Genomic DNA, 24,782 nt, shown 5'->3' with positions numbered 1-24,782 from the left:
CCGGGACCGGACATGAGACGGACCGGTCATGAAACCCTGGTTCCTTACTGTCGTGCAAATTCTGTGTACCGGCGGTACGGCGGCTGTAACGCTTCCGCGACGCTTCTTTCGCGTACGGTCACGGAACGGGCACCGCGCTTGACGTGTCAGTGCCCTCGGGCAGACTTGGCCGGGAATAGCACTTTCGATCACGAGCGCGCGGCCTGCTGCCACCGGCGCCGCGGCGCCTATGGGGGACGCAGAGACATGAGCCAGGACGCCGGACAGGGCCGGTACGCGGGGCGCGCGCTCGCCGGCGGCCGTTACCAGCTGCGCGACTTGCTCGGTGAGGGCGGTATGGCCTCCGTGCACCTGGCGTACGACTCGGTCCTCGACCGCCAGGTCGCGATCAAGACGCTCCACACCGAGCTGGGCCGGGAACAGGCCTTCCGCGAGCGCTTCCGCCGCGAGGCCCAGGCCGTGGCCAAGCTCACGCACACCAACATCGTCTCGGTCTTCGACACCGGCGAGGACGAGCTGGACTCCATGACGACGCCGTACATCGTCATGGAGTACGTCGAGGGCCGCCCGCTGGGCTCGGTGCTCGACGAGGACGTCCGGCAGCAGGGCGCGATGCCCGCCGACAAGGCGCTGAAGATCACCGCGGACGTGCTGGCGGCCCTGGAGATCAGCCACGAGATGGGCCTGGTCCACCGGGACATCAAGCCGGGCAACGTGATGATGACCAAGCGCGGCGTGGTCAAGGTCATGGACTTCGGCATCGCCCGCGCCATGCAGTCCGGCGTCACCTCGATGACGCAGACCGGCATGGTGGTCGGCACCCCGCAGTACCTCTCCCCCGAACAGGCCCTCGGCCGCGGCGTGGACGCCCGCTCCGACCTGTACTCGGTCGGCATCATGCTGTTCCAACTGGTCACCGGGCGACTGCCGTTCGACGCGGACTCGCCGCTGGCCATCGCGTACGCGCACGTGCAGGAGGAGCCGGTGGCCCCCTCCTCGGTCAACCGGTCGCTGCCCCCGGCGGTGGACGCGCTGGTGGCCCGCGCCCTGAAGAAGAACCCGAACGAACGCTTCCCGAGCGCCGAGGCCATGCGGGACGAGTGCCTGCGGGTGGCGCAGTCCTTCCACGCCGCCCCGCCGAGCATCGTGCCCGGCGCGGCCGCGGCGAGCGGCGCCGGTGTCGGCTCCGCGGTCTTCCCGCCGGTCGACCAGGGCACCCCGGCCCCCACCGGCCCCGTCCAGACGCCGTACCAGCCGACTCCGGCCCCGAACCCGTACGGCGGCCCGGCACCCGCCACGCACTCGCCCGCCGCCTACGGCTATCCGCAGCAGGGCGGCTACCAGACGCCCGCCCCCTACGGACAGCACGGGCAGCAGGGCGCGTCCACGCCGCCGCCGTACAACCTGACGCCGTCGGCCCCGGCCTCCGGCGGCGCGGGCGGGGGCAGGAACAACAAGCCGGTGATCATCGGCTCGATCGTGGTCGCCGTGGTGGCCGTCGGCGGACTGGTCGGCGCGCTGCTGATGAACGGCGGCGGCGGTGAGGACCCGGAGGGCGGCGGCTCCCCCAGCGCCTCCGTGTCGGCGTCGAAGGCGGCGGGCTACCGCGGGCCGGACAAGACGAAGACCATCGAGAAGGACGAGTGCACCGAGCCGGAGGAGTCGTACAACGACCCCGACAAGATCAAGGTGCCGGACTTCACGTTCAAGTACATCGGCTCGGTCAAGGAGTGCTTCAACGCCGCGGGCTGGCGGATGAAGGTCGTCGAGGTCGACGAGAACACGTACGGCGAGGGCTCGATCCGGGACCAGTTCCCGGCGGCCGGCACGGACGTCGACCCGGAGGACATGCCGGAGATCCAGCTCAAGGTCTCGACGGGCAACCCGGCCTCCGAGTGAGCGCGTGACACCGCGAAGGGCCCGGCAGCAGCTGCTGCCGGGCCCTTCGCGGTGTCGTGGGGGAGGCTCCCGCGGGTCGGGGGTCCCTCCAGAGGCTAGAGGTAGGGGCCGCCCGAGCGGCCGCCCGGCTGCGGGGGCTCCTCGCCGTCCGGGGCGACCCCCGGCGGCAGGGCGCGGCGCATCTGCTCCAGCTGGGCCCGCGCGGCCATCTGCTGGGCGAACAGCGTGGTCTGGATGCCGTGGAACAGGCCCTCCAGCCAGCCGACCAGCTGCGCCTGCGCGATCCGCAGCTCCGCGTCGGTCGGGGTCGCGCCGTCCGTGAAGGGCAGCGAGAGCCGCTCCAGCTCCTCGACCAGCTCCGGGGCCAGCCCGTCCTCCAGCTCCTTCACCGAGCTGGCGTGGATCTCCTTGAGCCGGGCCCGGCTCGCCTCGTCCAGGGGCGCGACGCGCACCTCCTCCAGCAGCTGCTTGATCATGCTGCCGATCCGCATGACCTTGGCCGGCTGCTCCACCTGCTCGGTCACCGGGACCTCCCGGGAGTCGTCGTCCCCGCCGCCGCCCAGCGCCATTCCGTCCTGGCCGACGACCAGGATCTGGGGGTTCTCCGGCGACCTGTCGTTCCTCGGCATCTCCATGCCGCCATTGTCTCGCACCGGTGCGTGGCGGCCGGGCGGTGCCCCCGCCCAAAGGTGCCGCACCGCGTTCGGCCCCGTCCGAAATGCCAGAATCGCTGCCTGGTGTGAGGCTTGTTCCGTCGATTTTCCACGACTGGTTACACCGGGAGGGGGTCACGGACGTGACTCCATGGCTGCGCACACTGCGAGCGACGGGACTGGTGGGAGCACTGGGGTTCGGCGCACTGGTGTCGCCCTACGGGGTGGGGGCGGCGCACGGCGTCGCCGGGTTCGCGGCGGTGGGGGCCGCCTTCACCCCGTCCCCCTCGCGGCCGGGGCACGGTGCGGTGCCGGGGGCGGCCGCGGACGCCCCGGACGGCGGGGACCAGGACGGGCGGGGCGGGCACGAACGTCCCGGGCAGTCCGGCGGGCACGAGCGCCCCGGCCCCCCGGAGCGCCCTGAGCGTCCCGAGGCCGGTCCCGCCGCGCCCTCCGCCGGGCAGACCCGGCCGGGGGGCGGCAGGGCGCACGGTTCCGCCACGCCCTCCACCGCGGCCTCGCCCTCGACGTCCGGCGCCTCGGCGCGTTCGGCGGCCCCCGCCGCCTCCACGGCCGAGCCGTCCCGGGCGGGGAGCGCGCCGGGCGAGGGAAGACAGAGGCCCGGCCGTGCCGGGGAGTGGAGGCCGGAGAAGGACCGCGCCCACGAGAACGCCGGCCGCAGGGCGTGGGGCGAACACGACGGCCCGGCCGAGGACCCGGCCACCGCCGAGCCGCCCGGCGAGGCCGCCCTGGTGCCCTCCGCCTCGCCGTCCCGGCCCCAGCCCGGGACCGGTACGCGGGCCGCCGCCACCGAACCCGTGCTGCGGGTGCTCCCCCTGGGCAGCGGCCTGGTCCTCATCGGCCTCGGCCTGGCCCTCGCCTTCGTGGGCCTGCGCCTGCGCCGGGGGTAGGCCGGCCCCATGGCGGACCACGGCTCGCCCGCCGGGCACGGAGCCGCGCCGCGGCCCTTCGGGCGAGCCGATCCGCCGGGGGGGCCTAGACCCCGGTGACCAGCAGCACCTTGCCGATGTGGCCGCTCTCCTCCACCACCCGGTGGCCGTCGGCGGCGTCGCTCATCGCCAGTTCGCGGTCGACGACCGGGCGTACGCGAGCACTACCGCCTTGGGCGAAGAGCGGCCAGACGTGCTCCCGTACGGCGGCCACGATGGCCGCCTTCTCCTCCGGCGGGCGGGCCCGCAGCGAGGTCGCGCTCACGGCGGCGCGCTTGGCGAGGAGCGTGCCGATGTCCAGCTCGCCCTTCCGGCCGCCCTGCATGCCGATGATCGCCAGCCGGCCGTTCACCGCGAGGGCCCGGACGTTGCGGTCCAGGTACTTGGCCCCCATGTTGTCGAGGATCACGTCGGCGCCCGCGCCGCCCGTCGCCTCCTTCAGCTCGGCGACGAAGTCCTGCTCCCGGTAGTTGACCAGGATGTCGGCGCCCAGCTCGGCGCAGCGCTCCAGCTTCTCCGGGGTGCCCGCCGTCACGGCGATGCGCGCGCCCACCGCCTTGGCGAGCTGGATCGCCATGGTGCCGATGCCGCTGGAGCCGCCGTGCACGAGGAGGGTCTCGCCGGGCCGCAGGTGGGCGACCATGAAGACGTTCGACCAGACGGTGCAGACCACCTCGGGCAGCGCCGCCGCCTCCTTGAGGCCGACGCCCTTGGGCACCGGCAGCAGCTGGCCGGACGGAACGACGACCTTCTCCGCGTAGCCGCCGCCCGAGAGCAGCGCGCACACCTCGTCGCCGACGGCCCAGCCGGACACGCCGGGCCCGAGCGCGGCGATCCGCCCGGAACACTCCAGGCCGGGGTACGGGGAGGCGCCGGGCGGGGGATCGTAGAACCCCTGGCGCTGCATGATGTCGGCGCGGTTGACGGCGCTGGCCGCCACCTCGACCAGGACCTCGCCGTCGCCGGGCACCGGGTCGGGAACCTCGGTCCAGACCAGCGCCTCGGGGCCGCCGGGTTCGGAAATCGTGATCGCATGCATGGGGCGACGCTACTCCTGTGGTCCCCCGTGCCCGGGTCCCCGGACCGAGCGCCCTGCGACTTTGGGACCGTCCCTCCGGAAATCCCTTCGCACGACCGATGAGTTTGCGCGACGGTAAAGGTCTCCCCATGCGTAGCCCAAGAAGGCGGAAGGACCACCAGCATGAGCACGCACACGTCCGGCCCCGCGATCGAGACCGCGGGACTGGTGAAGACGTTCGGTGAGACCCGGGCCGTGGACGGGGTGGACCTCTCGGTGCCCGCCGGCACGGTCTACGGCGTCCTCGGACCGAACGGCGCGGGCAAGACCACCACGGTGAAGATGCTCGCCACCCTGCTGCGGCCGGACGCCGGCCAGGCCCGGGTCTTCGGCCGTGACGTCGTACACGAGGCGGACGAGGTACGCAGCCGGGTGAGCCTCACCGGTCAGTACGCCTCCGTGGACGAGGACCTCACCGGCACCGAGAACCTGATCCTGCTGGGCCGCCTCCTCGGTCACGGCAAGGTGGCCGCACGGGAGCGGGGCGAGCAGTTGCTGGCGGCCTTCGGCCTGACGGACGCCGCGGCGAAGCAGGTCAAGCACTACTCCGGCGGTATGCGGCGGCGCATCGACATCGCCGCGTCCATCCTCAACACTCCCGACCTGCTCTTCCTGGACGAGCCGACCACCGGCCTCGACCCGCGCAGCCGCAACCAGGTGTGGGACATCGTGCGCGCGGTCGTGGCCCAGGGCACCACCGTGCTGCTGACCACGCAGTACCTGGACGAGGCCGACCAGCTGGCGTCCCGGATCGCCGTCATCGACCAGGGCAAGGTGATCGCCGAGGGCACCAAGGGCGAGCTGAAGGCGTCCGTCGGCGCCGGCTCCGTCCATCTGCGGCTGCGGGACGCCGAGGAGCGCCCGGAGGCCGAGCAGCTGCTGCGGAACCTGCTGGTCGCCGAGGTGCAGCTGGAGCCCGATCCGGTGGCACTGAGCGCGCGCCTCAGCGCGGCGGCCGGCGACACCGCCGCCGACCAGGCCGCCAAGGCGCTCGGTGAGCTGGCGCGGGCCGGCATCACCGTCGACAGCTTCTCCCTGGGACAGCCCAGCCTCGACGAGGTCTTCCTGGCGCTGACCGGACACGACACCGGCCGGAGCACCGGCCCCGACGCCGGCTCCGGCACCGAGAAGAAGGACGAGGTGGCGGCATGAGCACGGCCACGAGCCCCGAGGGCAAGGAGCTCTCCCCGGTCAGCGCCGAGTCCCTGGCGGCGCTGCTGGTGGCCAAGGAGCGCCCGCCCCGGCCCAGTGCCCTGTCCACGTCCGTGACGTTCGGCTGGCGCGCGATCCTCAAGATCAAGCACGTGCCGGAGCAGCTCTTCGACGTCACCGCCTTCCCGATCATGAACCTGTTGATGTTCACGTACCTCTTCGGCGGTGCGCTGGCGGGTTCACCCGGTGACTACATCCAGTTCGTCCTGCCGGGCATCCTCGTGATGTCGGTCGTGATGATCACGATGTACACCGGCATCTCGGTGAACGTCGACATCGAGAAGGGCGTCTTCGACCGCTTCCGTTCGCTGCCGATCTGGCGGCCCTCGGCGATGGTCGGCTACCTGCTCGGCGACGCGCTGCGCTACACCATCGCGTCCGTCGTGATGCTCGCGGTGGGTCTGCTGCTCGGCTACCGGCCCGACGGCGGGTTCGTCGGCGTGGTCGCCGGCATCGCGCTGCTTCTGGTCTTCTCGTTCGCCTTCTCGTGGATCTGGACGATGTTCGGGCTGATGCTGCGCACCGAGAAGTCGGTGATGAGCGTCAGCATGATGGTGATCTTCCCGCTCACCTTCCTGTCCAACGTCTTCGTCGACCCGAAGACCATGCCGGGCTGGCTCCAGGCCTTCGTCAACAACAGCCCGATCACCCACCTCGCGTCCGCGGTGCGCGGCCTGATGGCGGGCGAGTGGCCCGGCGTCGAGATCGCCTGGACGCTGGGCTGGGCGGGCGCGCTCCTGCTGGTCTTCGGCCCCGTCACGATGCGGCTCTACAACCGCAAGTAGCCGCGTCAGTCGCGGGGCAGCGGGCGGGCGTCGGGCGCCACTTGGGTGGTCGGCGTCGCCCGCACGATCGTGATCAGCCGGTCCGTCAGCTCCAGGCCGCCGACGGCCGCGTCGTCGTACCCCAGGACCCGGTGCCCCCGCAGGACGCTCACCACCAGGTCGCTCACCTCGCGCAGGTTCTTGCCCACCTCGGCCTTTATGACGGGCCGCTCGATGAGGTCGAGGCCGCTGCCCTGGCTGATCAGGTCCTCCATGACCATGCCGGCGGCGGGGCTGAGCACCGAGAGTCCGAGCAGCCGGCCCGCGGCGCTGGCGCTGGTGATCACGGCGTCGGCGCCGGACTGCTTCAGCAGCGGCGCGTTCTCCTCCTCGCGGACCGCGACCACGATCTTCGCGCCCCGGTTCATCTGCCGGGCCGTCAGCGTCACCAGCACGGCCGTGTCGTCCCGCTGGGTGGCGATGATGATCTGCTTCGCCCGGAACAGCTCGGCGCGGTTGAGGACGTCGCTGCGCGTCGCGTCGCCTATCACGCCCGCGTAGCCGTGCGCCGTCGCGGCCTCGATGGCCTTCCCGCTCGGGTCGACCACCACCACCTGCTCCTTGCGCAGGCCGGTCGCGCAGACGGTCTGGATCGCCGACCTCCCCTTGGTGCCGAAGCCGACGACGACGGTGTGATCGCGCAAGGTGGACCTCCAGCGGTTCAGGCGCCACTCCTCCCGAGTGCGCTCGGTGAGGGCTTCCAGCGTGGTGCCGACCAGGATGATCAGGAACATCACACGCAGGGGCGTGATGATGAAGATGTTGGTCAGCCGGGCGGCGTCGCTGACCGGGGTGATGTCGCCGTAGCCGGTGGTGGAGAGGGTGACGGTGGCGTAGTAGAAGGCGTCGAGAAGATCGACCGAGCCGTCGGAGTTGTCGTTGTAGCCGTCGGCGTCGGCGTAGACGATGAACGCCGTCGCGACCAGCACGACCAGGGCCATGGACAGCCGTTTGGCGACCTGGCGGATCGGGTGCTCCACCAGTTTCCTGGGGAGCTTCACCCGGTGGGTCACGAGGTGCTCGTCCGCTTGGCGGGCGATCGCGTCCTGGCCCGGAAGTTTCACGTGAAACACACTCCGATTCCGGCGGTGGCCCAGGGCAGGTCCAGCAACTCCGCCTCCTGACCCGACCGCGCTCCGCCCGGGGGTACGACGGCCAGCGCGTCGGCGGCCGCGATGCCGCGCAGCATGGCCGGGCCGTTGTAGTGCAGCGGCGCGGCGCCGTCCTCGCGCAGCACGACGGGGACGAGCCGGGTGTCGTAGGGGTGCCCGTGCACCGCGTCGCTCAGCGGCAGCGTGTACCGCTCGGGCGCCGGGCGGGCGGCGAGCGTGCGCAGCAGCGGCTCGGCGAGGGTGAGCAGTCCGGAGACGGCGGCCAGGGGATTGCCGGGCAGCCCGACGAGGTGCTGGTCGTCCTTGAGGCGGGCCAGCAGCATCGGGTGTCCCGGGCGCACCTTGACGCCGTCCACGAGGAGGTCGGCGCCGATCCGGCGCAGGATCGGGTGGACGTGGTCGACGGGCCCGGCGGCGGTACCGCCGGTCGTGACGATCAGGTCGGCGTCGCAGGTCGTGACGGCATGTTCCAGCGCTTCGGCGTCGTCGCCGATGCGGCGGACGGTGCGGACCTCGGCGCCCAGCGCGCGCAGCCAGTGCGGCAGCATCGGGCCGAGCGCGTCCCGGATCAGGCCGTCGTGCGGGAGGCCACCGGTGAGCAGTTCGTCGCCGAGGACGAGGACGTCGACGCGGGGGCGGGGGACCGTGGTGAGGGTGTCGTACCCGGCGGCCGCCGCGAGGCCCAGCACGGGCGGGGTCGCGAGGGTGCCGACGGGCAGCAACTGGTCGCCGCTGCGGCACTCCTGGCCGCGCGGGCGGATGTCCTGGCCGTGGACGACCTCGCGGGTGGGGTGGAGCCGGTCCCGGTCGTCGGTGCGGCCGTGCTCGGTGCGCAGTACGGCGGTGGTGTCCGGGGGGATGCGGGCGCCGGTGGCGATCCGGGCGGCCTCGCCGTCGGTGAGGGGCGCGGCCTCCGCGTGTCCGGCCAGGACGCCTTCGTCGCGCACGGTCCAGGGGCCCGGACCGGCGACGGCCCAGCCGTCCATCGCGGAGGTGTCGAAGGACGGCAGGTCGGTGAGGGCGGTCAGGGGCGCGGCCAGGGTGAGTCCGAGGGCCGCGTCGAGCGGCACGGAGACCGGCGTGCGGCGGGCGGCACGGGCGGCGGAGCGGGCGGCGCGCTCGGCGGCCGACCGGGCCTCGGGCCAGGGTGTCGCGTGGTGCTGGGACTTGGGGGAGTCGGAGGGCTCACGAGGCTCGACGGGGCCGCTCGAGGCGCCCTGACGGCCGCCGGTCGTGGCGCGGGCCGCCGCGTGGCCGGGGTCGCCGTGGGAAGGGCCGGGACGGCCGTGCGGGTGGCCGGGATCGCCGTGCGGAGGGCCGGGGTGGCCGTGCGGGCGGCCGGGGTTCTCCTTCACGAGGGCGAGCGCCTCCTCGACGTCGAGGTCTTCCTCGTCGGCCCAGGTGCCGGGGGAGGCCATCAGGCGTCCGGGCGGGCGTCGGTGGCCTCGTCCGCCCAGCGCTGGGCGAGGGCCGCGGCCTTGCGGGCGGCCTCGGCGACCGCCTCGGGACCTCCCCCGGCCCGCCCGGCGACGTAGCCGACGAGGAAGGTGGTCAGCGGCGCCGCGGGCCGGGCCACTCCGTGGGCGGCGTCACGCGCGAGGTCGAGCAGGAGGCCGGTGTCGACGTCGAGGTCGATGCCCAGCTCTTCCTTGGCTGCGGAGATCCATTCATCCAACACGTGACCATGCTCCCTGATGCGTGCCCTTGCGGTGGCGATGTCGTCCCAGGTGTCGCAGTCGAAGGAGGCGACGGCGTCGGGGACCCGGGCGAGCCGGAGGGCGCCGGTGAGACGGCGCAGGGGCATCCCCGTGAGATCCGGACGGTCGCCGGGGTCCTCCCGGCCCTCGCGGCCCGCCGGATCTGCCCGGCCGGCCCGGCCTTCGTCGCCCACGGGGTCTTCCCGGCCGGCCCGGTCTTCGCGATCGGCCCGGCCCCTGCGATCCGCCGGTGCCTCGCGGGCCTTCCGGCCTGCCCGGTCCCCAGCCATCGCAGCGAGTTCGCGACGTACGGCGGACGCGCGATAGGCCGCCACCAGGGGCTGGTCGCGGCCGTGGGCGTCGGTGAGCAGCACGCCGTCCGCCTCGCCCGCGGCGAGGGCCGACAGCAGCCGGGCGACGGTGGGTTCGCCCAGGAACGGCAGGTCGGCGGAGAGCACGACGACGAACTCGGCCGTGGTGTGCCGCAGTCCGGCCGCGAGGGCGGCGAGCGGTCCGCCACCCGGCGGGTCCTCGCGGGCCCAGGTCACCGGGCGGGCGGTGGGCCGCGGGCCGGCGACGACGACGGTGGTGCGCGCTCCGGCGCAGGCGGCGAGCACCCGGTCGAGGAGCGCACGCCCGCCCACGCGCAGGCCGGGTTTGTCGGCACCGCCGAGCCGCCGGGCGGCCCCGCCCGCGAGCACGACGGCGTCGTACCCGGCGGGGCCGGGGCCCGGCGCGGGGCCGGTGCCGGCGCCGGGATCGCCGGAGGGCTCGTACGCGGTCACCCCCCGAGTATGGGGCCCTGCGCGATCACAGGGAACGTGGGGGAGGCCGCGCAATCAGCGTCTGCGCGGCCGCACCCGCGTCACAGGGTGCGCAGCAGCACCGCCGGCTGTTCCACGCAGTCCGCCACGTACCGCAGGAAACCCCCCGCCGTGCCGCCGTCGCAGACCCGGTGGTCGAAGGTGAGCGACAGCTGGACGACCTGCCGCACCGCCAACTCGCCCTCGTGCACCCACGGCTTGGGGACGATGCGGCCGACGCCGAGCATCGCCGCCTCGGGGTGGTTGATGATCGGCGTGGAGCCGTCGACGCCGAACACGCCGTAGTTGTTCAACGTGAAGGTGCCACCGGTCAGCTCACCGGGCGTCAGCCGGCCCGCACGGGCCGCCTCGGTCAGCCGGGCGAACTCCGCGGTGAGCCCCTCGGCGTCCCGCGCGTGCGCGTCCCGGACGACCGGCACGACCAGCCCCCGGTCCGTCTGGGCGGCGAAGCCGAGGTGGACGTGGTCGAGTTGGACGACCTCCCGGGCCTGAGTGTCGACCGTGGAGTTCAGCTCCGGGAAGCGGGCCAGGGCGGCCGTGCAGATCCGGGCCAGCAGCGCGACGAGGGAGATCCTCGGGCCGCCCGACGCGTTCATCGCGGTGCGCGCCCGCATCAGCTCGGTCGCGTCGGCGTCCACCCAGCAGGTCGCGTCGGGGATCTCGCGCCGGCTGCGGGAGAGCTTGTCGGCGACGGCGCCGCGGACGCCCTTGAGGGGGGTGCGGATGCCGCCGGGGCGCGGCGCGGAGGACACGGGGGACCCGGCGAGCGGCGCGCTCGGCCCCTGGTCCGCCACACCCGGCTGGACCGCCGTACGGCCGCCCCGGGCGGTGGCGGCACGCAGCGCGTACTCCACGTCCGCCCGCAGGATCAGCCCGTCGGGGCCCGAGCCTGTCAGTTCGCGCAGGTCCACATCGTTCTGCCGGGCCAGCCTGCGGACCAGCGGGGAGATGACCGGGACGGGGCCCTCCGGCTCGGCGGTGCGGACGGGCCGCCCGTTCGCCGCCGCGCCGGCCTGCGGGGCGGCGGGCTCCGGACGCACCGGACGCACCCGGCGCCGCCGCGCCGGTGCCTCCGAGGTGCCGTAGCCGACCAGGACGTTGCCGGAACCCTCGGCCTTGGGCTGCTCGGCCCCGGTCGCCGCGGCCTTGGTCGTCTCGGCCCTCGCCGCCTCCGCGCCGCCCGTGCCCGGGTCCCGCTCCGGACCGCCGGGGGCGGCTTGCTCGCCCACGGCGACCGTCAGCAGCGGCGCGCCGACGGGCAGCTCCGAGCCCTCCTCGCCGAAGCGGGCGGTGACCACGCCGCCGTAGGGGCAGGGCACCTCGACCATCGCCTTGGCCGTCTCGACCTCGACGACCGGCTGGTCGACGGCGACGACCTCGCCGACCTCGACGAGCCAGCGCACGATCTCCGCCTCGGTGAGCCCCTCACCGAGGTCCGGGAGTTTGAACTCCAGCACCTGTGCCATCAGCTTTCGGCCTCCCACTGCAGGCGCCCCACGGCGTCCAGGATCCGGTCCACACCGGGCAGGTGGTGGCGTTCCAGCATCGGCGGCGGGTACGGGATGTCGAACCCGGCCACACGCAGCACCGGCGCCTCCAGGTGGTGGAAGCACCGCTCCGTGACCCGGGCCGCGATCTCCCCGCCCGGGCCCCCGAAGGAACCCGACTCGTGGACGACGACCGCGCGTCCCGTCCGCCGTACCGAAGCGCACACCGTCTCGTCGTCGAACGGCACCAGGGAGCGCAGATCGACGACTTCGAGGTCCCAGCCCTCGGCCCGGGCCGCCTCGGCCGCCTCCATGCAGACGGCCAGCGACGGCCCGTACGTGATGAGTGTGGCGCTCCGGCCGGAACGCCGCACCACCGCGCGGCCCACCGGTTCAACGGGCGTGGGCTCCTCGGGGTTCCAGGAGTCCTTCGACCAGTACAGGCGCTTGGGTTCGAGGAAGACCACCGGGTCGTCGGAGGCGATGGACGCGCGCAGCAGCCCGTACGCGTCGGCGACGGTCGCGGGCGTGACGACATGGAGCCCCGGAGTCGCCATGTAGTACGCCTCGGACGAGTCGCTGTGGTGCTCGACGCCGCCGATGCCGCCGCCGTAGGGGACGCGGATGGTCAGCGGCAGGGGCATCTTCCCGCGCGTGCGGTTGCGCATCTTGGTGACGTGGCTGACGACCTGCTCGAACGCCGGGTAGGCGAAGGCGTCGAACTGCATCTCCACGACCGGGCGCAGCCCGTACATCGCCATGCCGACGGCCGTGCCGAGGATGCCGGCCTCGGCGAGCGGGGTGTCCGTGCAGCGGTCCTCGCCGAACTCCTTCGCGAGGCCGTCCGTGACGCGGAAGACGCCGCCGAGGGTGCCCACGTCCTCGCCGAGGACGTGCACGGCCGGGTCGGCGGCCATGGCGTCGCGCAGCGCGCGGGTGAGGGCCTGCGCCATGGTGGCCGGCTTGGCGGCGACGGTGGTCATCGGTGCGTCCCTTCCGGCCCGGTCTCCGCCTCGGCCGCGGCTTCCAGCTCCGCGCGCAGCAGCGCCCGCTGCTCGCGCAGCTGCGGGGTGGGCTCGGCGTAGACGTGGGCGAACAGGTCCATCGGGTCCAGCTCCGGGTCCCGGTTCATCCGGGCGCGCAGGTCCGCGGCCATGGCCTCGGCGTCCTCGCGGGCCGCCAGGACGGCGTCCTCGTCGAGCAGGCCGCGGTCGGTCAGCTCCCGCGCCAGCAGCTCGATCGGGTCGTGCCGCCGCCAGGTCTCGACCTCGGCGTCGCCCCGGTAGCGCGTGGCGTCGTCGGCGTTGGTGTGCGCCTCGACGCGGTACGTCACCGCCTCCACCAGCGTGGGACCGCCGCCCTCGCGCGCGCGGCGCACGGCGTCGGAGAGGACCTCGTGCACGGCCACCGCGTCGTTGCCGTCGACCAGGCGGCCCGGCATCCCGTAGCCGACGGCCTTGTGGGCCAGCGACGGGGCGGCGGTCTGCTTGGCGAGCGGGACGGAGATCGCGAAGCCGTTGTTCTGCACCAGGAAGACGACGGGCGCCTGCCAGACGGCGGCGAAGTTCAGCGCCTCGTGGAAGTCGCCCTCGCTGGTGCCGCCGTCGCCGACCATGGCGAGCGCGACCACGTCGTCGCCCTTGAGCCGGGCGGCGTGCGCGAGGCCCACGGCGTGCGGCAGCTGGGTGGCCAGCGGCGTGGACAGCGGGGCGACCCGGTGCTCGTAGGAGTCGTAGCCGGTGTGCCAGTCGCCGCGCAGCAGGGTGAGGGCCTCGACGGGGTCGACGCCCCGGGCGACGACGGCGAGCGTGTCCCGGTAGCTGGGGAAGAGCCAGTCCCGCTCCTGGAGGGCCAGCGCGGCGGCGATCTCGCACGCCTCCTGGCCGGTGCTGGAGGGGTAGACGGCCAGTCGGCCCTGCTTGGTCAGCGCCGTCGCCTGCGCGTTGTACCGCCGGCCGTGGACCAGCCGGGCGTAGAGCGTGCGCAGCAGCTCGGGGTCGGCGTGCTCGGCCGCCTTCGTGCCGAGCACGCGGTACGGCTCGGCGTCGGGCAGCAGCGGCGCGGGGTCGGTACGGGGCTGCCAGGCGGGCGGCGGTGTGGGCCGGTACGCGCCCCGCTGCTCCATGACCGTCATGACGGCACCTCCTCGTGGGAGCGGCTGTCGGCTCGCCACGGGTGTGACGGGCCTCACCTACCGATTGTTCGGTCGCCGGCACATTTTGGCTACAGGCGGCCCCAGGCTGTGGACAAACGGTTCTCCACAGCCTGAGATGGACGCAGGACGTCCACGACAGGGAGGCGGGGGCAGGTGGCATCTGAACAAATGGCCGAGCGCCCGGAGGACGGCGGCCCCGAGGAGCCCGCTCCCCCGCCGCCCCCGCGCCCGCTGGACGCGATCGATCAGGACATCCTGCGCATGCTCCAGGCGGACGGCCGCGCCTCGATACGGTCGGTCGCCGAGCGGGTGCACGTCTCGCGCGCGAACGCCTACGCCCGCATCAACCGGCTCGTCGAGGACGGCGTCATCCGCGGCTTCGGAGCCCGCGTCGACCACGAACGCGCGGGGCACGGGACCTCGGCGTACATCACCCTGAAGATCGTCCAGAACTCCTGGCGCACGGTCCGGGCGCAGCTGCGGCAGTTGCCGGGGGCCTCGCACATCGCCCTGGTGGGCGGTGACTTCGACGTCCTCCTGCTGGTGCACACGCCGGACAACCGGGCCCTGCGCGAGCTGGTGCTCAGCCGCCTCCAGGCCATCCCGGAGGTGCTCAGCACCCGCACCCTGCTGGTGTTCGAGACCGAGGACCTGGAACCGCAGAGCTGACCGCGCGGGCGCCGGGCGACACGGCTCAGGACGGCTTGCGCAGCCCGCCGAAGACCAGCCGCGCCACCGCGTCGGCCACCTCGCGCTCGCCCGCGCCCGCCCGGCCGTCGGGACCCTCGGGGCGGTACCACTCCACGATCGAGTTGATCATGCCGAAGACCAGACGGGTCGCGAGCCGGACCTCCACGTCCGCGCGGACGTCCCCCTCGGCCGCCGCGGCCTTCAGCAGGGCGGCGACCCGGTGGTCGAACTCCCGCCGCCGCTCCAGCGCCCACCGCTCGGTGTCCGTGTTGCCGCGCACCCGCAGCAGCAGCGTCACGTAGGGCAGTTCGGCCATCAGCACCTCGACCATGCGGCGCACGACGTACTCCAGGCGCCCGGCGGCGGGCCCCACGCGCGCGTGCTCCTCGTCGAGGATCCCGAAGAGCTCGTCCAGCGCCCGGCTCACCGCTCGGCGCAGCAGCTCCTCCTTGCCCGTGACGTGGTGGTAGATCGACGACTTGGAGATCCCGGCGGCCTTGGAGAGGTGCTCCATGGAGGTGCCGTCGTAGCCGCGCTCGATGAAGACCTGCACGGCGACGGAGAGCAGCGTCTCGGGCGTGTACGTGTCGCGCCTGGCGGTGGTCATGAGGGGGTGCCCTCCTGCTTGTCGGCGGCGTACGCGTGGCGGTACAGCGCCAGGGACGGCGCGTACCGGCCCGTGGGGGCGCACTCGTGCAGGTTGCCGAGGACCGAGCAGGCCCAGTCGTCGCCGAGTCGACGGCTCCACTCCAGCGGCCCCAGCGGGTAGTTCACACCGAGGCGCATCGCGGTGTCGACGTCCTCCTCGGTCGCCACGCCCTTGGCGACCGCCTCCACCGCCAGGTCGACGATCCGCGCGACCGTGCGGGCGACGATCATGCCGGGGACGTCCCCGATGACGCTGACCTTCTTGCCGAGCGCCTGGAACAGGCCCGTGGCCTCGGCGACCGTGCGCGGGGAGGTGCTCTGCGCGGCGGAGAGGGCGACACGCGTCGCCGCGCGGTAGTCGAGCGCGAGGTCGAAGTAGACGACGTCCCGGAACTCCACCGAGGTCTGGCCGTCGGCGAGCACGAGCTGCCCGCCGCTGGGCAGGACCAGCCGCGTGCCGTTGTCCTCGGCCTCCTCGCGCACCTCGATGCCCGCCTCGCGGATCAGCGCGAGCACTTCGGCGGCCGGCCCCAGGTCGCCCTCGGCGACGACGTACGCGGGCGGGTCGGCCGGCTCGGCGGTGTGCGGCTCGGGCCGCTCCGCGCCGTCCCGGTAGTCGTACCAGCCCTGCCCGCTCTTGCGGCCGAGGCGCCCGGACTCGACCAGGCGGCGCTGGGCCAGCGACGGCGTGAACCGCACGTCCTGGAAGAACGCCCGCCACACGGAGTGCGTGACGGACTCGTTGACGTCCTGCCCGATGAGGTCGGTCAGCTCGAAGGCGCCCATGCGGAAGCCGCCCGACTCGCGCAGCACGGCGTCGACGGTGGCCGGGTCGGCTCCCTGGTCCTCGTACACGGCGAGGGCCTCGGCGTAGAAGGGCCGGGCGATGCGGTTGACGATGAACCCGGGGGTGTCGGCGCAGGCGACCGGGGTCTTGCCCCAGGCGCGGGCCGTCTCGTACGCGCGCGTGGCCGACGAGACGTCGGTGGCGAAGCCGGAGACGACCTCCACCAGCGGCAGCAGCGGCGCGGGGTTGAAGAAGTGCAGGCCGACGAAGCGGCCCGGGTTGCCGAGCCCGCCGGCGATGGCGGTGACGGACAGGGAGGAGGTGTTGGTGGCGAGCAGGCAGTCGTCGCCGACGACGTCCTCCAGCGCCTGGAACAGCTCCTGCTTGACGTCCAGCCGCTCCACGACGGCCTCGACGACCAGGGCGCAGTCGGCCAGGTCGGAGAGTGCCCCGGCGGGCTTCAGCCGGGCGCGGGCGGCGTCCCGCTCGGGGCCGGTGAGCCGTTCCTTCTCGACGAGCCGGTCGAGCCGGGCGCCGATCGCGTCTGCCGCCTCCCGGGCCCGGCCGGGGACGGCGTCGTACAGCCGCACGGGATGGCCCGCGACCAGCGCCACCTGGGCGATGCCCTGGCCCATGGTGCCGGTGCCGACGACGGCCACGGGGCTGCTGAGGTCGAGTGCTGTCATGTGCGCGATCCTCCCGCACGGGGTTTTCCACAGATGCGGCGGTCCCCCTTGTCCCGACCGATCGTTCGGTTACTCTAGCCGTGTCCGCCCGTTCCCGCCCAGGTTTCCCCCAGTCCACAGACTCGACGGAGAGTCGACGCGGCGTCGACGGCGAGTCCGTGGGAGACGAGGAGTTGGTCCCGCATGGCCGCCGAACTCACCGCACACCAGCTGATCGCCCAGCACCGGCCGACCCTGGACCTGGCGCTGGAGACGATCCGCACGCGCGCGTACTGGTCCCCCCACCCCGAGCACCCCAAGGCCTACGGGGAGAACGGCAGCCTGGACATGGCCGCGGGCAAGGCCGCCTTCGACGCCCTGCTCGGCACCCGCCTCGACCTCGGCCAGCCCGGCACCGACGACTGGGTCGGCGGCGAGGTCTCCCCGTACGGCGTCGAGCTGGGCGTCCAGTACCCGCACGCGGACCTCGACGTGCTGCTGCCCGCCATGAAGGCCGGACAGAAGGCGTGGCGGGACGCGGGCGCCGAGCTGCGCGCGATGGTCTGCCTGGAGATCCTCCGCCGGATCGGCGCACGGACCATGGAGTTCGCCCAGGCGGTCATGCACACCTCCGGACAGGCCTTCATGATGGCCTTCCAGGCGGGCGGCCCGCACGCCCAGGACCGCGGCATGGAGGCCGTGGCCTACGCGTACGTGGAGCAGGCCCGCACCCCCGACACCGCGGAGTGGACGAAGCCCCAGGGCAAGCGCGACCCGCTCGCGCTCACCAAGGGGTTCACGCCGGTGCCGCGGGGCATCGGCCTGGTCATCGGCTGCAACACCTTCCCGACGTGGAACGGCTACCCGGGCCTGTTCGCCTCCCTCGCCACCGGCAACGCGGTCCTGGTCAAGCCCCACCCCCGCGCGGTGCTGCCGCTCGCCCTCACCGTGCAGGTCGCCCGCGACGTGCTCGCCGAGGCCGGCTTCGACCCGAACCTGGTCGCGCTGGCCGCCGAGCGCCCCGGCGAGGGCATCGCCAAGACCCTGGCGACCCGACCCGAGATCCGGATCATCGACTACACCGGCTCCACCGCCTTCGGCGACTGGCTGGAGGCCAACGCCGGCCAGGCGCAGGTCTTCACCGAGAAGGCCGGGGTCAACACGGTGATCGTCGAGTCGACCGACGACTACCAGGGGATGCTCGCCAACCTGGCCTTCTCGCTGTCCCTGTACAGCGGCCAGATGTGCACCACCCCGCAGAACCTGCTGATCCCCCGCGACGGCATCCGCACCGACCAGGGCCCCAAGTCCTACGACGAGGTGACCGCCGACCTGGCGCGCGCCGTCGACGGCCTCCTCGGCGACGACGCCCGCGCGAACGCCCTGCTCGGCGCCATCGTCAACCCGGACGTCAAGGCCCGCCTGGAGGCCGCCGCCGGACTCGGCGAAGTTGCCCTGGCCTCCCGCGAGATCACCAACCCGGAGTTCCCGGACGCGGTCGTGCGCACCCCGGTGATCGTCAAGCTGGACGGCGCCAAGCCCGGCGACGAGGCCGTCTACACCAGCGAGTGCTTCGGCCCGGTCTCCTTCGCCGTCGCCGTCGACTCCGCCGCCGACGCCGTGGAGCTGCTGCGGCACAGCGTCCGGGAGAAGGGCGCGATGACGGTCGGCGCGTACACCACCGACCCGGAGTTCGAGGAGGCCGTGACGGAGGTCTGCCTGGACGAGGCCGCCCAGCTCTCCCTCAACCTCACGGGCGGGGTGTACGTCAACCAGACGGCCGCCTTCTCCGACTTCCACGGCTCCGGCGGCAACCCGGCGGCCAACGCGGCCCTGTGCGACGGCGCCTTCGTCGCCAACCGCTTCCGCGTGGTGGAGGTCCGCCGGCCCGCCTAGGCGACGTGCGGTGCGCCCCCGGTGGCGCTCCAGTGGTACAGCGTCATGGCCACACTGGTCGCGAGGTTGTAGCTGGAGACCTGGGGGCGCATCGGCAGCGCCACCAGTTGGTCGGCCCGGGCGCGCAGCTCCCGCGAAAGACCGCTGCGCTCGGAGCCGAACGCGAGCAGCGCGTCGTCCGGCGGCTGGAGCCCGCGGATGTCCTCGCCCTCGGGGTCCAGCGCGAAGACCGGCCCCGGCGGCAGCTCCGCCACCTCCAGCCGCTCCACGACCGTCGCGAAGTGCAGCCCGGCCCCGCCCCGCACCACCGTGGGGTGCCAGGGGTCGAGCGTGCCGGTGGTGACCACCCCGGTCGCCCCGAATCCGGCGGCCAGCCGGATCACCGCGCCCGCGTTGCCGAGGTTGCGCGGCTGGTCCAGCACCACCACCGGGGCCCGGCGGGGCCTGCGCGCCAGCGCCTCCAGACCGGCCGCCCGCGAGGGCCGTACCGCCAGGGCGGCCACCGCCGTGGGGTGCGGCCGCGCGACCAGCGACGCGTACGCCTCGTGCGGCACCTCGGCCAGCAGACCGTCCAGGGTGTCGCGCACGTCGGGCGCCAGCTCGTCGGCGAGGGTGAGGGCGGCCGCGCGGTCGGTGGTGACGGCCACCGGCACCCTGGCTCCGAACCGCAGCGCGTGCTTGAGCGCGTGGAAGCCGTCCAGCAGGACACACGGCCCGGCGTGCCGACGCCAGGCGGCCAACGGGTCGGGCTCGGTCATGCCTTGAAGCCTACGTGCGTCTGCTCGGAGCCCTCGGGTCCCTCGGGCCCCTCCCCGGAGCGCTTGTCCCCCTCGGGCCCCTCCCCGGAGCCCTCCTCGCCGGATCCGGCCCGCGGGCCCGGCACCGTGGCCGCACGGCCCGCCCCGCCCTTGCTCCCGCCTCCGCCGGGGAACCCGGCCGGCAGCCGGCCCAGCAGCCGCGCACGCGCGCGTGCCGCCCCGTCGCCCAGGCGGCGCAGGAACGAGGTCGGCAGGAACACCGCGTCGGCGGCGATCATCGCCAGCGAGAAGAACGGCAGCCCGAGCGTCACGGCGATCACCGCGTGCTCGGTCATCATGGCAGCCAGCAGCACGTTCTTGACCCGCCGGTTGAACAGGGTGAACGGGAAGGCGACCTGTACGGCGACCGTGCCGTAGGTGATGAGCATGACCATGGTGCCGTTGCCGGCCAGGGCGTCGGAGAGCGCGGGCCAGGGCGAGAAGTAGTCCAGGTGCAGGGGGTAGTAGACGGCCGTGCCGTCCTGCCAGCGCGAGCCCTGGATCTTGTACCAGCCGGCGGTCGCGTAGATCAGACACGCCTCGGCCATGATCACGAAGAGCGCGCCGTTGTGCACGATGTCGGTGACCACGTCCAGCAGGATCCGCGGCTGGCTGCCCTCGGCCGCGCGCCCGACGACCCAGCCGATGCCCTGTGCCACCCACACCGCCCACAGCAGCGTGGGGACGAACCAGTCGCCGTCCATGCCGCCCGCGAGCGTCACGGTGAGCAGGACGAAGCCGAACACGGACCACAGCAGCGGCCCGACCCGGTCCCGGACTCGCTCTCCACGCGCGCGTGCCTCGTCGCCGCGCCGCGCCCGGCGGGCGTCCAGCGACCAGACCCGGCCGCAGCGGGTGAGGACCAGGTAGATGCTCATCAGGTGCAGGACGTTGTCGCCGCCGTCGCCCATGAAGACGCTGCGGTTCTGCAGCGAGAGCACCCCGACCATGAACAGCACGGACATGGTCCGGGTGCGCCAGCCCAGCAGGAGCAGCACGCTGCTCAGCACGGCCAGCGCGTAGACGATCTCGAACCAGGCGGCCGAGTCGGACCACATCAGCGCCGTGAAGGCACCGTTGTCCGCGATCAGTTGCTCGGCGAGGTCGTGGCTCCAGGGGCTCTCGGGGCCGTACAGCTCGCTCCGGTGGGGGAGTTCGCGCAGCAGGAAGAGCAGCCACGTGGCGCTGAAGCCGATACGGATCACGGCCGTCTGGTACGGGCCGAGCGCGGCGCCGGTGACGCGGGCGATGGAGCGGGAGACCGAGAGGGCGATGCCGTTCACGCGGCACCCCCGTTCCTCGCGGCGCCGTCGGCCGCGCCGTCCTTCGGGCCCGTGCCGCCGGGCACCGTCCACCAGGGCAGCTCGCGGTAGGCCGGCCGGTCGGAGACCTTCTCACCGGTCCACGGCGGCGGCTCCACGTTGGTGGTCCGCGACCGGTACTGGACGCGCTCGACGGTCCCGCCCTCTCCGGCGGCGTCGTTCCGCTCCAGCCGCTGGACGGCGATGTGCCGCAGGTAGGTCTCGGAGAGGGTGCCCCGCATGCCCACCGGCCGGTTGTCGGAGTCATGGCTGGAGACGAAGAAGTCCCAGGCCCGGCGGAGTTCGTTCTGCTGGGTGTGGCTCGGCAGCGGATTGCCGTCGATGGCGCGGCCGTCCTCCGCGGACAGGTCGTACCAGCCGGTCGTGCGTATCTCGCCGGCCGCCGTGCTCACGTCGGCGCGGACCTGGACCGAGATGTTCTGCTGGAGCGGGTTGGGCGCGAAGAGCTTCCAGTTCTGTTCGAACTCCGGGAAGATCCACTCGTCCACCGCCTCGCCGTGCTGCTTGGTGAGGGTGTTGGACGGGGCCACGTGCAGGAACACCAGCCCTATGTGGGCGCAGACGGCGATCGCGACGACCGCGAGGGCGACCACGGCACCGACCTGGTAGCGCGGGGAGAGCGCGGCGACTCCGGTGCGGGGTGCCGCGGCCTGGGAGGCACCGGTGGTCCCGTCCGCCCCGCCGGTCTGTTCCGACGCGCCGTCGGACCCGACCGGGTCCTCCCGCCCGTCCCGCCCCTGCCGGGCGTCCGAGCCTGTGTCGTACGCTTCCATTCCGCCCCGTTCGGTCCCGATCCGTCCATCCGCCCGCGCACCGCGGGGCGCCCGCGCGGCACAGCCCGGCCGCCCGGCCACGTTCGAACGGGAACGGTACTCAGGACCGGCCGCCCGCACATCCCCCGGCGGACGGGCCGCACCGTGGCCGTCACCACATCCGCGGGATCACGGGACAGCCTAGAGAACGTGCCCCGGCTCGCCCTTCTCGTCCACGACCGGCCGGCCGGCCGCGGCCCACTCCTGCATGCCGCCGTCGACGTTCACGGCGTCGACGCCCTGCTGGACCAGGTACATGGTGACCTGCGCCGAACGCCCGCCGACGCGGCAGAGCACGTGGATCCTGCCGTCCTGCGGCGCGGCCTCGGCCAGCTCGCCGTACCGGGCCACGAACTCGCTGAGGGGAATGTGCAGCGCCCCGGCGGCGTGACCCGCCTGCCACTCGTCGTCCTCGCGGACGTCCAGCAGGAAGTCGCCGTCCTTGAGGTCTCCGACCCCGACCGTGGGCACACCAGCTCCGAAACTCATGCCCCAGACGCTACCCGAGCCGCCGCCCGGGTCCGTGCCGCTCAGTCCCGTCCGAGCGCCGCCGCCAGCTCCGCCTCGCGCTCCCGCACCTGGGTGGCGAGCTGCTCGGCGATCTCATCGAGGAGCCGGTCCGGGTCGTCCGGGGCCAGCCGCAGCATGGCGCCGATCGCGCTCTCCTCCAGCTCCTTGGCGAGCAGCGTCAGCATCTCCTTGCGCCGGTCCAGCCACTCCAGGCGGGCGTACAGCTCCTCGCCACGGCTGGGGCGCCGCTCGGGCACCGGCCCGGCGGCCCACTCCTCGGCCAGCTCACGCAGCTGAGCCGCGTCGCCGCGGGCGTAGGCGGCGTTGACGCGGGTGATGAACTCCTCGCGCCGGACCCGCTCGTCCTCCTCCTGGGCCAGGTCGGGGTGGGCCTTGCGGGCCAGCTCGCGGTAGAGCTTGCGGGCCTCCTCGCTCGGCCGCACCCGCTGCGGGGGCCGTACCGCCTGGTCCGTGAGCATCGCCTTGGCCTCCGGGAACAGCCCGTCCCCGTCCATCCAGCCGTTCAGCAGCTCCTCGACCCCGGGGATCGGCATCAGCCGGGCCCGGGCCTCGTCGGCCCGCTCCCGGTCGGCGGCGTCGCCGGTGCGCGCCGCCCTGGCCTCCAGGATCTGCGCCTCCAGCTCCTCCAGACGCGCGTACACCGGGCCGAGCCGCTGTTCGTGCAGCCGCGAGAAGTTCTCGACCTCCACCCGGAAGGTCTCCAGCGCGATCTCGTACTCGATGAGTGCCTGCTCGGCGGCCCGTACGGCCTGTTCCAGCCGTTCCTCGGGACGCGGCGCACCCCCCTGCTCGGGCTCAGCTTCCGGCGTCGTCACCCGTCCAGCCTAGGTCCTGTCGTCAACCTCCCGCCGTCCGCCCGGAGGGCGGGCCTCGCGGCGTCAGTGCGTGCTCTCGGCGTGCGGGGCCCTGATCCTCGTACTGGATGTACTTGGGTCAGGGCCCCGTGCGGCGAGAGTGCGTGCATGGCGTCGCGAGGCAGACGGGAGGCTGACGACAGGGGCTGGGCCACGATCGGGTCGCCCCAGCGGGCCGCGACGGCCCTCACGCCCCCAGCTCGGCCGCCACCCGCCCACTGCGTACCGCCGTGGCCAGTACGGCGTGGTCGGCCTCCGTCCGATCGGCGTAGGCCACGGCGAAGGCCGCCACCGCCTCGTCCAGCTCCTCGTTCTTGCCGCAGTAGCCCGCGACGGCCCGCGGGTCGGCGCTGTGCGCGTGGGCGCGGGCCAGCAGGGCGCCCGTCATGCGGCCGTAGTCGTCCAGCTGGTCGGCGGCCAGGGCCGTGGCGTCGACGCTGCCCTTGCGGTTGCGGAACTGCCGTACCTGGAACGGCCGCCCGTCGACCGTGGTCCAGCCCAGCAGCATGTCGCTGACCACCTGCATCCGCTTCTGCCCCATGACCACCCGGCGGCCCTCGTGCCCGGGCTCGGGGACGTCGAAGCCGGCCGTCGCCAGGTGGGGCAGCAGCGCGGACGGCCGGGCCTCCTTGACCTGGAGGACGAGCGGTTCGCCCCGGTGGTCCAGGAGCAGCGCGACGTACGACCGCGTGCCCACGCTGCCGGTGCCCACGACGCGGAACGCGACGTCGTGCACCGCGTACCGGGCCAGCAGCGGCAGCCGGTCCTCGGAGAGCGTGGCCAGGTACTGCTCCAGGGACGCCGCGACCGTCGCCGCCTCCGGGTCCGTCACCCGGCGCAGCACCGGCGGCGCCTCCACGAAGCGCCGCCCGCCGTCCTCGGTGGCCTCGGTCGACTTGGCCGCGAAACGCCCGCTGGTGTTGGCCCGCGCCTTCTCGGCCACCCGATCCAGGGTGCCGAGCAGGTCGTGGGCGTCGGTGTGGGAGACCAGTTCCTCGTCCGCGATGGCGTTCCAGGCGTCCAGCGCCGGAAGCCTGGACAGCAGCCGCATGGTGCGCCGGTAGGCACCCGTCGCGCCCTGGGCGGCCTCGCGGCAGGTGTCCTCGTCGGCGCCGGCCTCCCGGCCCGCGAGGACGAGCGACGCGGCGAGCCGCTTGAGGTCCCACTCCCAGGGGCCGTGGACCGTCTCGTCGAAGTCGTTGAGGTCGATGACCATGCCGCCGCGGGCGTCACCGTAGAGACCGAAGTTCGCCGCGTGCGCGTCGCCGCAGATCTGGGCGCCGATCCCGGTCATCGGCGTACGCGCCAGGTCGTACGCCATCAGGCCCGCCGACCCGCGCAGGAAGGCGAACGGCGTGGCCGCCATCCGCCCGGCCCGCAGCGGGGCGAGCCCGGGGATCCGGCCCCGGTTCGACTCCTCGACCGCGGCGAGCACGTCCGGGCGGCCGGCGTCCAGGTCGAGCGCGGCGTGCGCGGAGCGCGGGACGCGGGTGCGCACGGCCTTGCCCTCCGCCTTCGGCGAGCCCTCCGCGGGCCACCGCGCGAATCCCGGCACGACCGGCACCCGCACGGCCCCGTCCGACCCCTCCGCGCGCGCCCCCGGCACCACCCCGGTCGCCGACTCCGTGACCGCCCCCGCCGTCGCCCCGCTCATCCCGGCCGCCTTCCCCGTACTAGTCCGTCGCGCCACGCCTGCCGATACGCGCCCCGACCGTACCTCCGGCCGAACCGCCCGTACACGCTCCGGCCCACCGCTCGCATAACGCCGGGCAGAGGGCGGAACAGGAGGTGCCCGCGGCCCCGGGTGCGCGCCTACGGTTTCCAGCGCTCCCTGCCCCGGTCCCCGACGTCCCGGACGCCGCGCCTCCCGTCCGGCCGCCCCGGGGACC

The 24,782-nt window shown here is 73.8% G+C and carries 22 protein-coding genes; 6 read left to right on the top strand and 16 right to left on the bottom strand.

Going from position 1 to position 24,782, the window contains the following annotated elements:
* The first annotated feature begins 246 nt into the window (after positions 1-246).
* On the top strand, positions 247-1,899 hold the full coding sequence (locus tag OIE75_RS18955; protein ID WP_307013777.1) for a Stk1 family PASTA domain-containing Ser/Thr kinase: 1,653 nt from the start codon (positions 247-249) through the stop codon (positions 1,897-1,899).
* A gap of 95 nt (positions 1,900-1,994) precedes the next feature.
* On the opposite strand, the gene OIE75_RS18950 is transcribed toward OIE75_RS18955, so the two are convergent.
* Entirely contained in the window at positions 1,995-2,534 is a 540-nt protein-coding gene (locus tag OIE75_RS18950; protein ID WP_234956520.1) for a bacterial proteasome activator family protein, read from the bottom strand.
* Between the two features lie 161 nt (positions 2,535-2,695).
* Between OIE75_RS18950 and OIE75_RS18945 the strand changes: the two genes are divergently transcribed.
* Entirely contained in the window at positions 2,696-3,463 is a 768-nt protein-coding gene (locus tag OIE75_RS18945) for a hypothetical protein (RefSeq protein WP_329471552.1), read from the top strand.
* A gap of 85 nt (positions 3,464-3,548) precedes the next feature.
* On the opposite strand, the gene OIE75_RS18940 is transcribed toward OIE75_RS18945, so the two are convergent.
* The gene (locus OIE75_RS18940; RefSeq protein ID WP_329471551.1) at positions 3,549-4,541 is read right to left on the bottom strand and encodes an NAD(P)H-quinone oxidoreductase; all 993 of its coding nucleotides are present in this window, start codon (positions 4,539-4,541) and stop codon (positions 3,549-3,551) included.
* A 162-nt stretch (positions 4,542-4,703) separates the two neighbouring features.
* Here OIE75_RS18940 and OIE75_RS18935 point away from each other — a divergent pair, with 162 nt between their 5' ends.
* Positions 4,704-5,732: an ATP-binding cassette domain-containing protein gene (locus tag OIE75_RS18935; RefSeq protein WP_329471550.1), complete on the top strand. Its 1,029-nt coding sequence runs from the start codon at positions 4,704-4,706 to the stop codon at positions 5,730-5,732.
* Positions 5,729-6,577 (top strand): ABC transporter permease, encoded by an 849-nt coding sequence (locus OIE75_RS18930; protein ID WP_307013773.1) that lies wholly within the window; start codon positions 5,729-5,731, stop codon positions 6,575-6,577. Before OIE75_RS18935 ends, OIE75_RS18930 begins: the two co-directional genes overlap by 4 nt.
* Positions 6,578-6,582: 5 nt before the next feature.
* On the opposite strand, the gene OIE75_RS18925 is transcribed toward OIE75_RS18930, so the two are convergent.
* The 6 genes from OIE75_RS18925 to pdhA all read right to left on the bottom strand — a co-directional run bounded on the left by OIE75_RS18925 (position 6,583) and on the right by pdhA (position 13,870).
* Positions 6,583-7,680 (bottom strand): potassium channel family protein, encoded by a 1,098-nt coding sequence (locus tag OIE75_RS18925; RefSeq protein ID WP_307013772.1) that lies wholly within the window; start codon positions 7,678-7,680, stop codon positions 6,583-6,585.
* Complete coding sequence (locus OIE75_RS18920) at positions 7,677-9,146, bottom strand: molybdopterin molybdotransferase MoeA (protein WP_329471549.1); 1,470 nt, start codon at positions 9,144-9,146, stop codon at positions 7,677-7,679. Before OIE75_RS18920 ends, OIE75_RS18925 begins: the two co-directional genes overlap by 4 nt.
* Entirely contained in the window at positions 9,146-10,210 is a 1,065-nt protein-coding gene (locus OIE75_RS18915; protein ID WP_443078372.1) for an NTP transferase domain-containing protein, read from the bottom strand. Before OIE75_RS18915 ends, OIE75_RS18920 begins: the two co-directional genes overlap by 1 nt.
* 80 nt (positions 10,211-10,290) lie before the next feature.
* Positions 10,291-11,715, bottom strand: coding sequence for a dihydrolipoamide acetyltransferase family protein (locus tag OIE75_RS18910; RefSeq protein ID WP_329471548.1), 1,425 nt, complete (start codon positions 11,713-11,715; stop codon positions 10,291-10,293).
* Positions 11,715-12,719: an alpha-ketoacid dehydrogenase subunit beta gene (locus tag OIE75_RS18905; protein ID WP_329471547.1), complete on the bottom strand. Its 1,005-nt coding sequence runs from the start codon at positions 12,717-12,719 to the stop codon at positions 11,715-11,717. Before OIE75_RS18905 ends, OIE75_RS18910 begins: the two co-directional genes overlap by 1 nt.
* Positions 12,716-13,870 carry a pyruvate dehydrogenase (acetyl-transferring) E1 component subunit alpha gene (gene pdhA / locus OIE75_RS18900; RefSeq protein ID WP_329471546.1) on the bottom strand — a complete coding sequence of 385 codons (1,155 nt, stop codon included), beginning with the start codon at positions 13,868-13,870 and terminating at the stop codon, positions 12,716-12,718. The genes OIE75_RS18905 and pdhA overlap by 4 nt, the downstream gene beginning before the upstream one ends.
* A 189-nt stretch (positions 13,871-14,059) precedes the next feature.
* Between pdhA and OIE75_RS18895 the strand changes: the two genes are divergently transcribed.
* The gene (locus OIE75_RS18895) at positions 14,060-14,560 is read left to right on the top strand and encodes an Lrp/AsnC family transcriptional regulator (protein ID WP_122616609.1); all 501 of its coding nucleotides are present in this window, start codon (positions 14,060-14,062) and stop codon (positions 14,558-14,560) included.
* A gap of 25 nt (positions 14,561-14,585) precedes the next feature.
* Here OIE75_RS18895 and OIE75_RS18890 read toward each other — a convergent pair whose 3' ends face one another.
* Positions 14,586-15,188 carry a TetR/AcrR family transcriptional regulator gene (locus tag OIE75_RS18890; RefSeq protein WP_329471545.1) on the bottom strand — a complete coding sequence of 201 codons (603 nt, stop codon included), beginning with the start codon at positions 15,186-15,188 and terminating at the stop codon, positions 14,586-14,588.
* A complete protein-coding gene (locus OIE75_RS18885) occupies positions 15,185-16,702 on the bottom strand; it encodes a 3-hydroxyacyl-CoA dehydrogenase (RefSeq protein ID WP_329471544.1) in 1,518 nt (505 codons plus the stop codon). The genes OIE75_RS18890 and OIE75_RS18885 overlap by 4 nt, the downstream gene beginning before the upstream one ends.
* A 183-nt stretch (positions 16,703-16,885) precedes the next feature.
* Here OIE75_RS18885 and paaN point away from each other — a divergent pair, with 183 nt between their 5' ends.
* The gene (gene paaN / locus OIE75_RS18880; protein ID WP_307013764.1) at positions 16,886-18,577 is read left to right on the top strand and encodes a phenylacetic acid degradation protein PaaN; all 1,692 of its coding nucleotides are present in this window, start codon (positions 16,886-16,888) and stop codon (positions 18,575-18,577) included.
* Here paaN and OIE75_RS18875 read toward each other — a convergent pair.
* The 6 genes from OIE75_RS18875 to OIE75_RS18850 all read right to left on the bottom strand — a co-directional run bounded on the left by OIE75_RS18875 (position 18,574) and on the right by OIE75_RS18850 (position 24,547).
* Positions 18,574-19,335 (bottom strand): TrmH family RNA methyltransferase, encoded by a 762-nt coding sequence (locus OIE75_RS18875; protein ID WP_329471543.1) that lies wholly within the window; start codon positions 19,333-19,335, stop codon positions 18,574-18,576. The genes paaN and OIE75_RS18875 overlap by 4 nt on opposite strands.
* The gene (locus tag OIE75_RS18870) at positions 19,332-20,657 is read right to left on the bottom strand and encodes an HTTM domain-containing protein (RefSeq protein WP_329471542.1); all 1,326 of its coding nucleotides are present in this window, start codon (positions 20,655-20,657) and stop codon (positions 19,332-19,334) included. Before OIE75_RS18870 ends, OIE75_RS18875 begins: the two co-directional genes overlap by 4 nt.
* Positions 20,654-21,469, bottom strand: a complete 816-nt coding sequence (locus tag OIE75_RS18865) for a DUF5819 family protein (RefSeq protein ID WP_329471541.1) — start codon at positions 21,467-21,469, stop codon at positions 20,654-20,656. Before OIE75_RS18865 ends, OIE75_RS18870 begins: the two co-directional genes overlap by 4 nt.
* Before the next feature lie 180 nt (positions 21,470-21,649).
* The gene (locus OIE75_RS18860; protein ID WP_307018025.1) at positions 21,650-21,979 is read right to left on the bottom strand and encodes a rhodanese-like domain-containing protein; all 330 of its coding nucleotides are present in this window, start codon (positions 21,977-21,979) and stop codon (positions 21,650-21,652) included.
* A 59-nt stretch (positions 21,980-22,038) separates the two neighbouring features.
* Positions 22,039-22,854, bottom strand: a complete 816-nt coding sequence (locus OIE75_RS18855) for a hypothetical protein (RefSeq protein WP_329471540.1) — start codon at positions 22,852-22,854, stop codon at positions 22,039-22,041.
* A gap of 226 nt (positions 22,855-23,080) precedes the next feature.
* On the bottom strand, positions 23,081-24,547 hold the full coding sequence (locus OIE75_RS18850; RefSeq protein ID WP_329471539.1) for a DUF2252 domain-containing protein: 1,467 nt from the start codon (positions 24,545-24,547) through the stop codon (positions 23,081-23,083).
* Positions 24,548-24,782: the final 235 nt, after the last annotated feature.

Source organism: Streptomyces sp. NBC_01723 (assembly GCF_036246005.1).
GTDB lineage: Bacteria > Actinomycetota > Actinomycetes > Streptomycetales > Streptomycetaceae > Streptomyces.
Note: the sequence above shows the minus strand (reverse complement) of the source record. Positions and strands in the feature narration are given on the sequence as shown.

Excerpts from the sequence above, each read along its gene's own strand:
- OIE75_RS18955 (WP_307013777.1), top strand. The coding sequence starts at position 247 with ATGAGCCAGGACGCCGGACAGGGCCGGTACGCGGGGCGCGCGCTCGCC.
- OIE75_RS18950 (WP_234956520.1), bottom strand. The coding sequence starts at position 2,534 with ATGGAGATGCCGAGGAACGACAGGTCGCCGGAGAACCCCCAGATCCTG.
- OIE75_RS18940 (WP_329471551.1), bottom strand. The coding sequence starts at position 4,541 with ATGCATGCGATCACGATTTCCGAACCCGGCGGCCCCGAGGCGCTGGTC.
- OIE75_RS18935 (WP_329471550.1), top strand. The coding sequence starts at position 4,704 with ATGAGCACGCACACGTCCGGCCCCGCGATCGAGACCGCGGGACTGGTG.
- OIE75_RS18930 (WP_307013773.1), top strand. The coding sequence starts at position 5,729 with ATGAGCACGGCCACGAGCCCCGAGGGCAAGGAGCTCTCCCCGGTCAGC.
- OIE75_RS18920 (WP_329471549.1), bottom strand. The coding sequence starts at position 9,146 with ATGGCCTCCCCCGGCACCTGGGCCGACGAGGAAGACCTCGACGTCGAG.
- OIE75_RS18910 (WP_329471548.1), bottom strand. The coding sequence starts at position 11,715 with ATGGCACAGGTGCTGGAGTTCAAACTCCCGGACCTCGGTGAGGGGCTC.
- OIE75_RS18905 (WP_329471547.1), bottom strand. The coding sequence starts at position 12,719 with ATGACCACCGTCGCCGCCAAGCCGGCCACCATGGCGCAGGCCCTCACC.
- pdhA (WP_329471546.1), bottom strand. The coding sequence starts at position 13,870 with ATGACGGTCATGGAGCAGCGGGGCGCGTACCGGCCCACACCGCCGCCC.
- OIE75_RS18895 (WP_122616609.1), top strand. The coding sequence starts at position 14,060 with ATGGCCGAGCGCCCGGAGGACGGCGGCCCCGAGGAGCCCGCTCCCCCG.
- OIE75_RS18890 (WP_329471545.1), bottom strand. The coding sequence starts at position 15,188 with ATGACCACCGCCAGGCGCGACACGTACACGCCCGAGACGCTGCTCTCC.
- OIE75_RS18885 (WP_329471544.1), bottom strand. The coding sequence starts at position 16,702 with ATGACAGCACTCGACCTCAGCAGCCCCGTGGCCGTCGTCGGCACCGGC.
- paaN (WP_307013764.1), top strand. The coding sequence starts at position 16,886 with ATGGCCGCCGAACTCACCGCACACCAGCTGATCGCCCAGCACCGGCCG.
- OIE75_RS18875 (WP_329471543.1), bottom strand. The coding sequence starts at position 19,335 with ATGACCGAGCCCGACCCGTTGGCCGCCTGGCGTCGGCACGCCGGGCCG.
- OIE75_RS18865 (WP_329471541.1), bottom strand. The coding sequence starts at position 21,469 with ATGGAAGCGTACGACACAGGCTCGGACGCCCGGCAGGGGCGGGACGGG.
- OIE75_RS18850 (WP_329471539.1), bottom strand. The coding sequence starts at position 24,547 with ATGAGCGGGGCGACGGCGGGGGCGGTCACGGAGTCGGCGACCGGGGTG.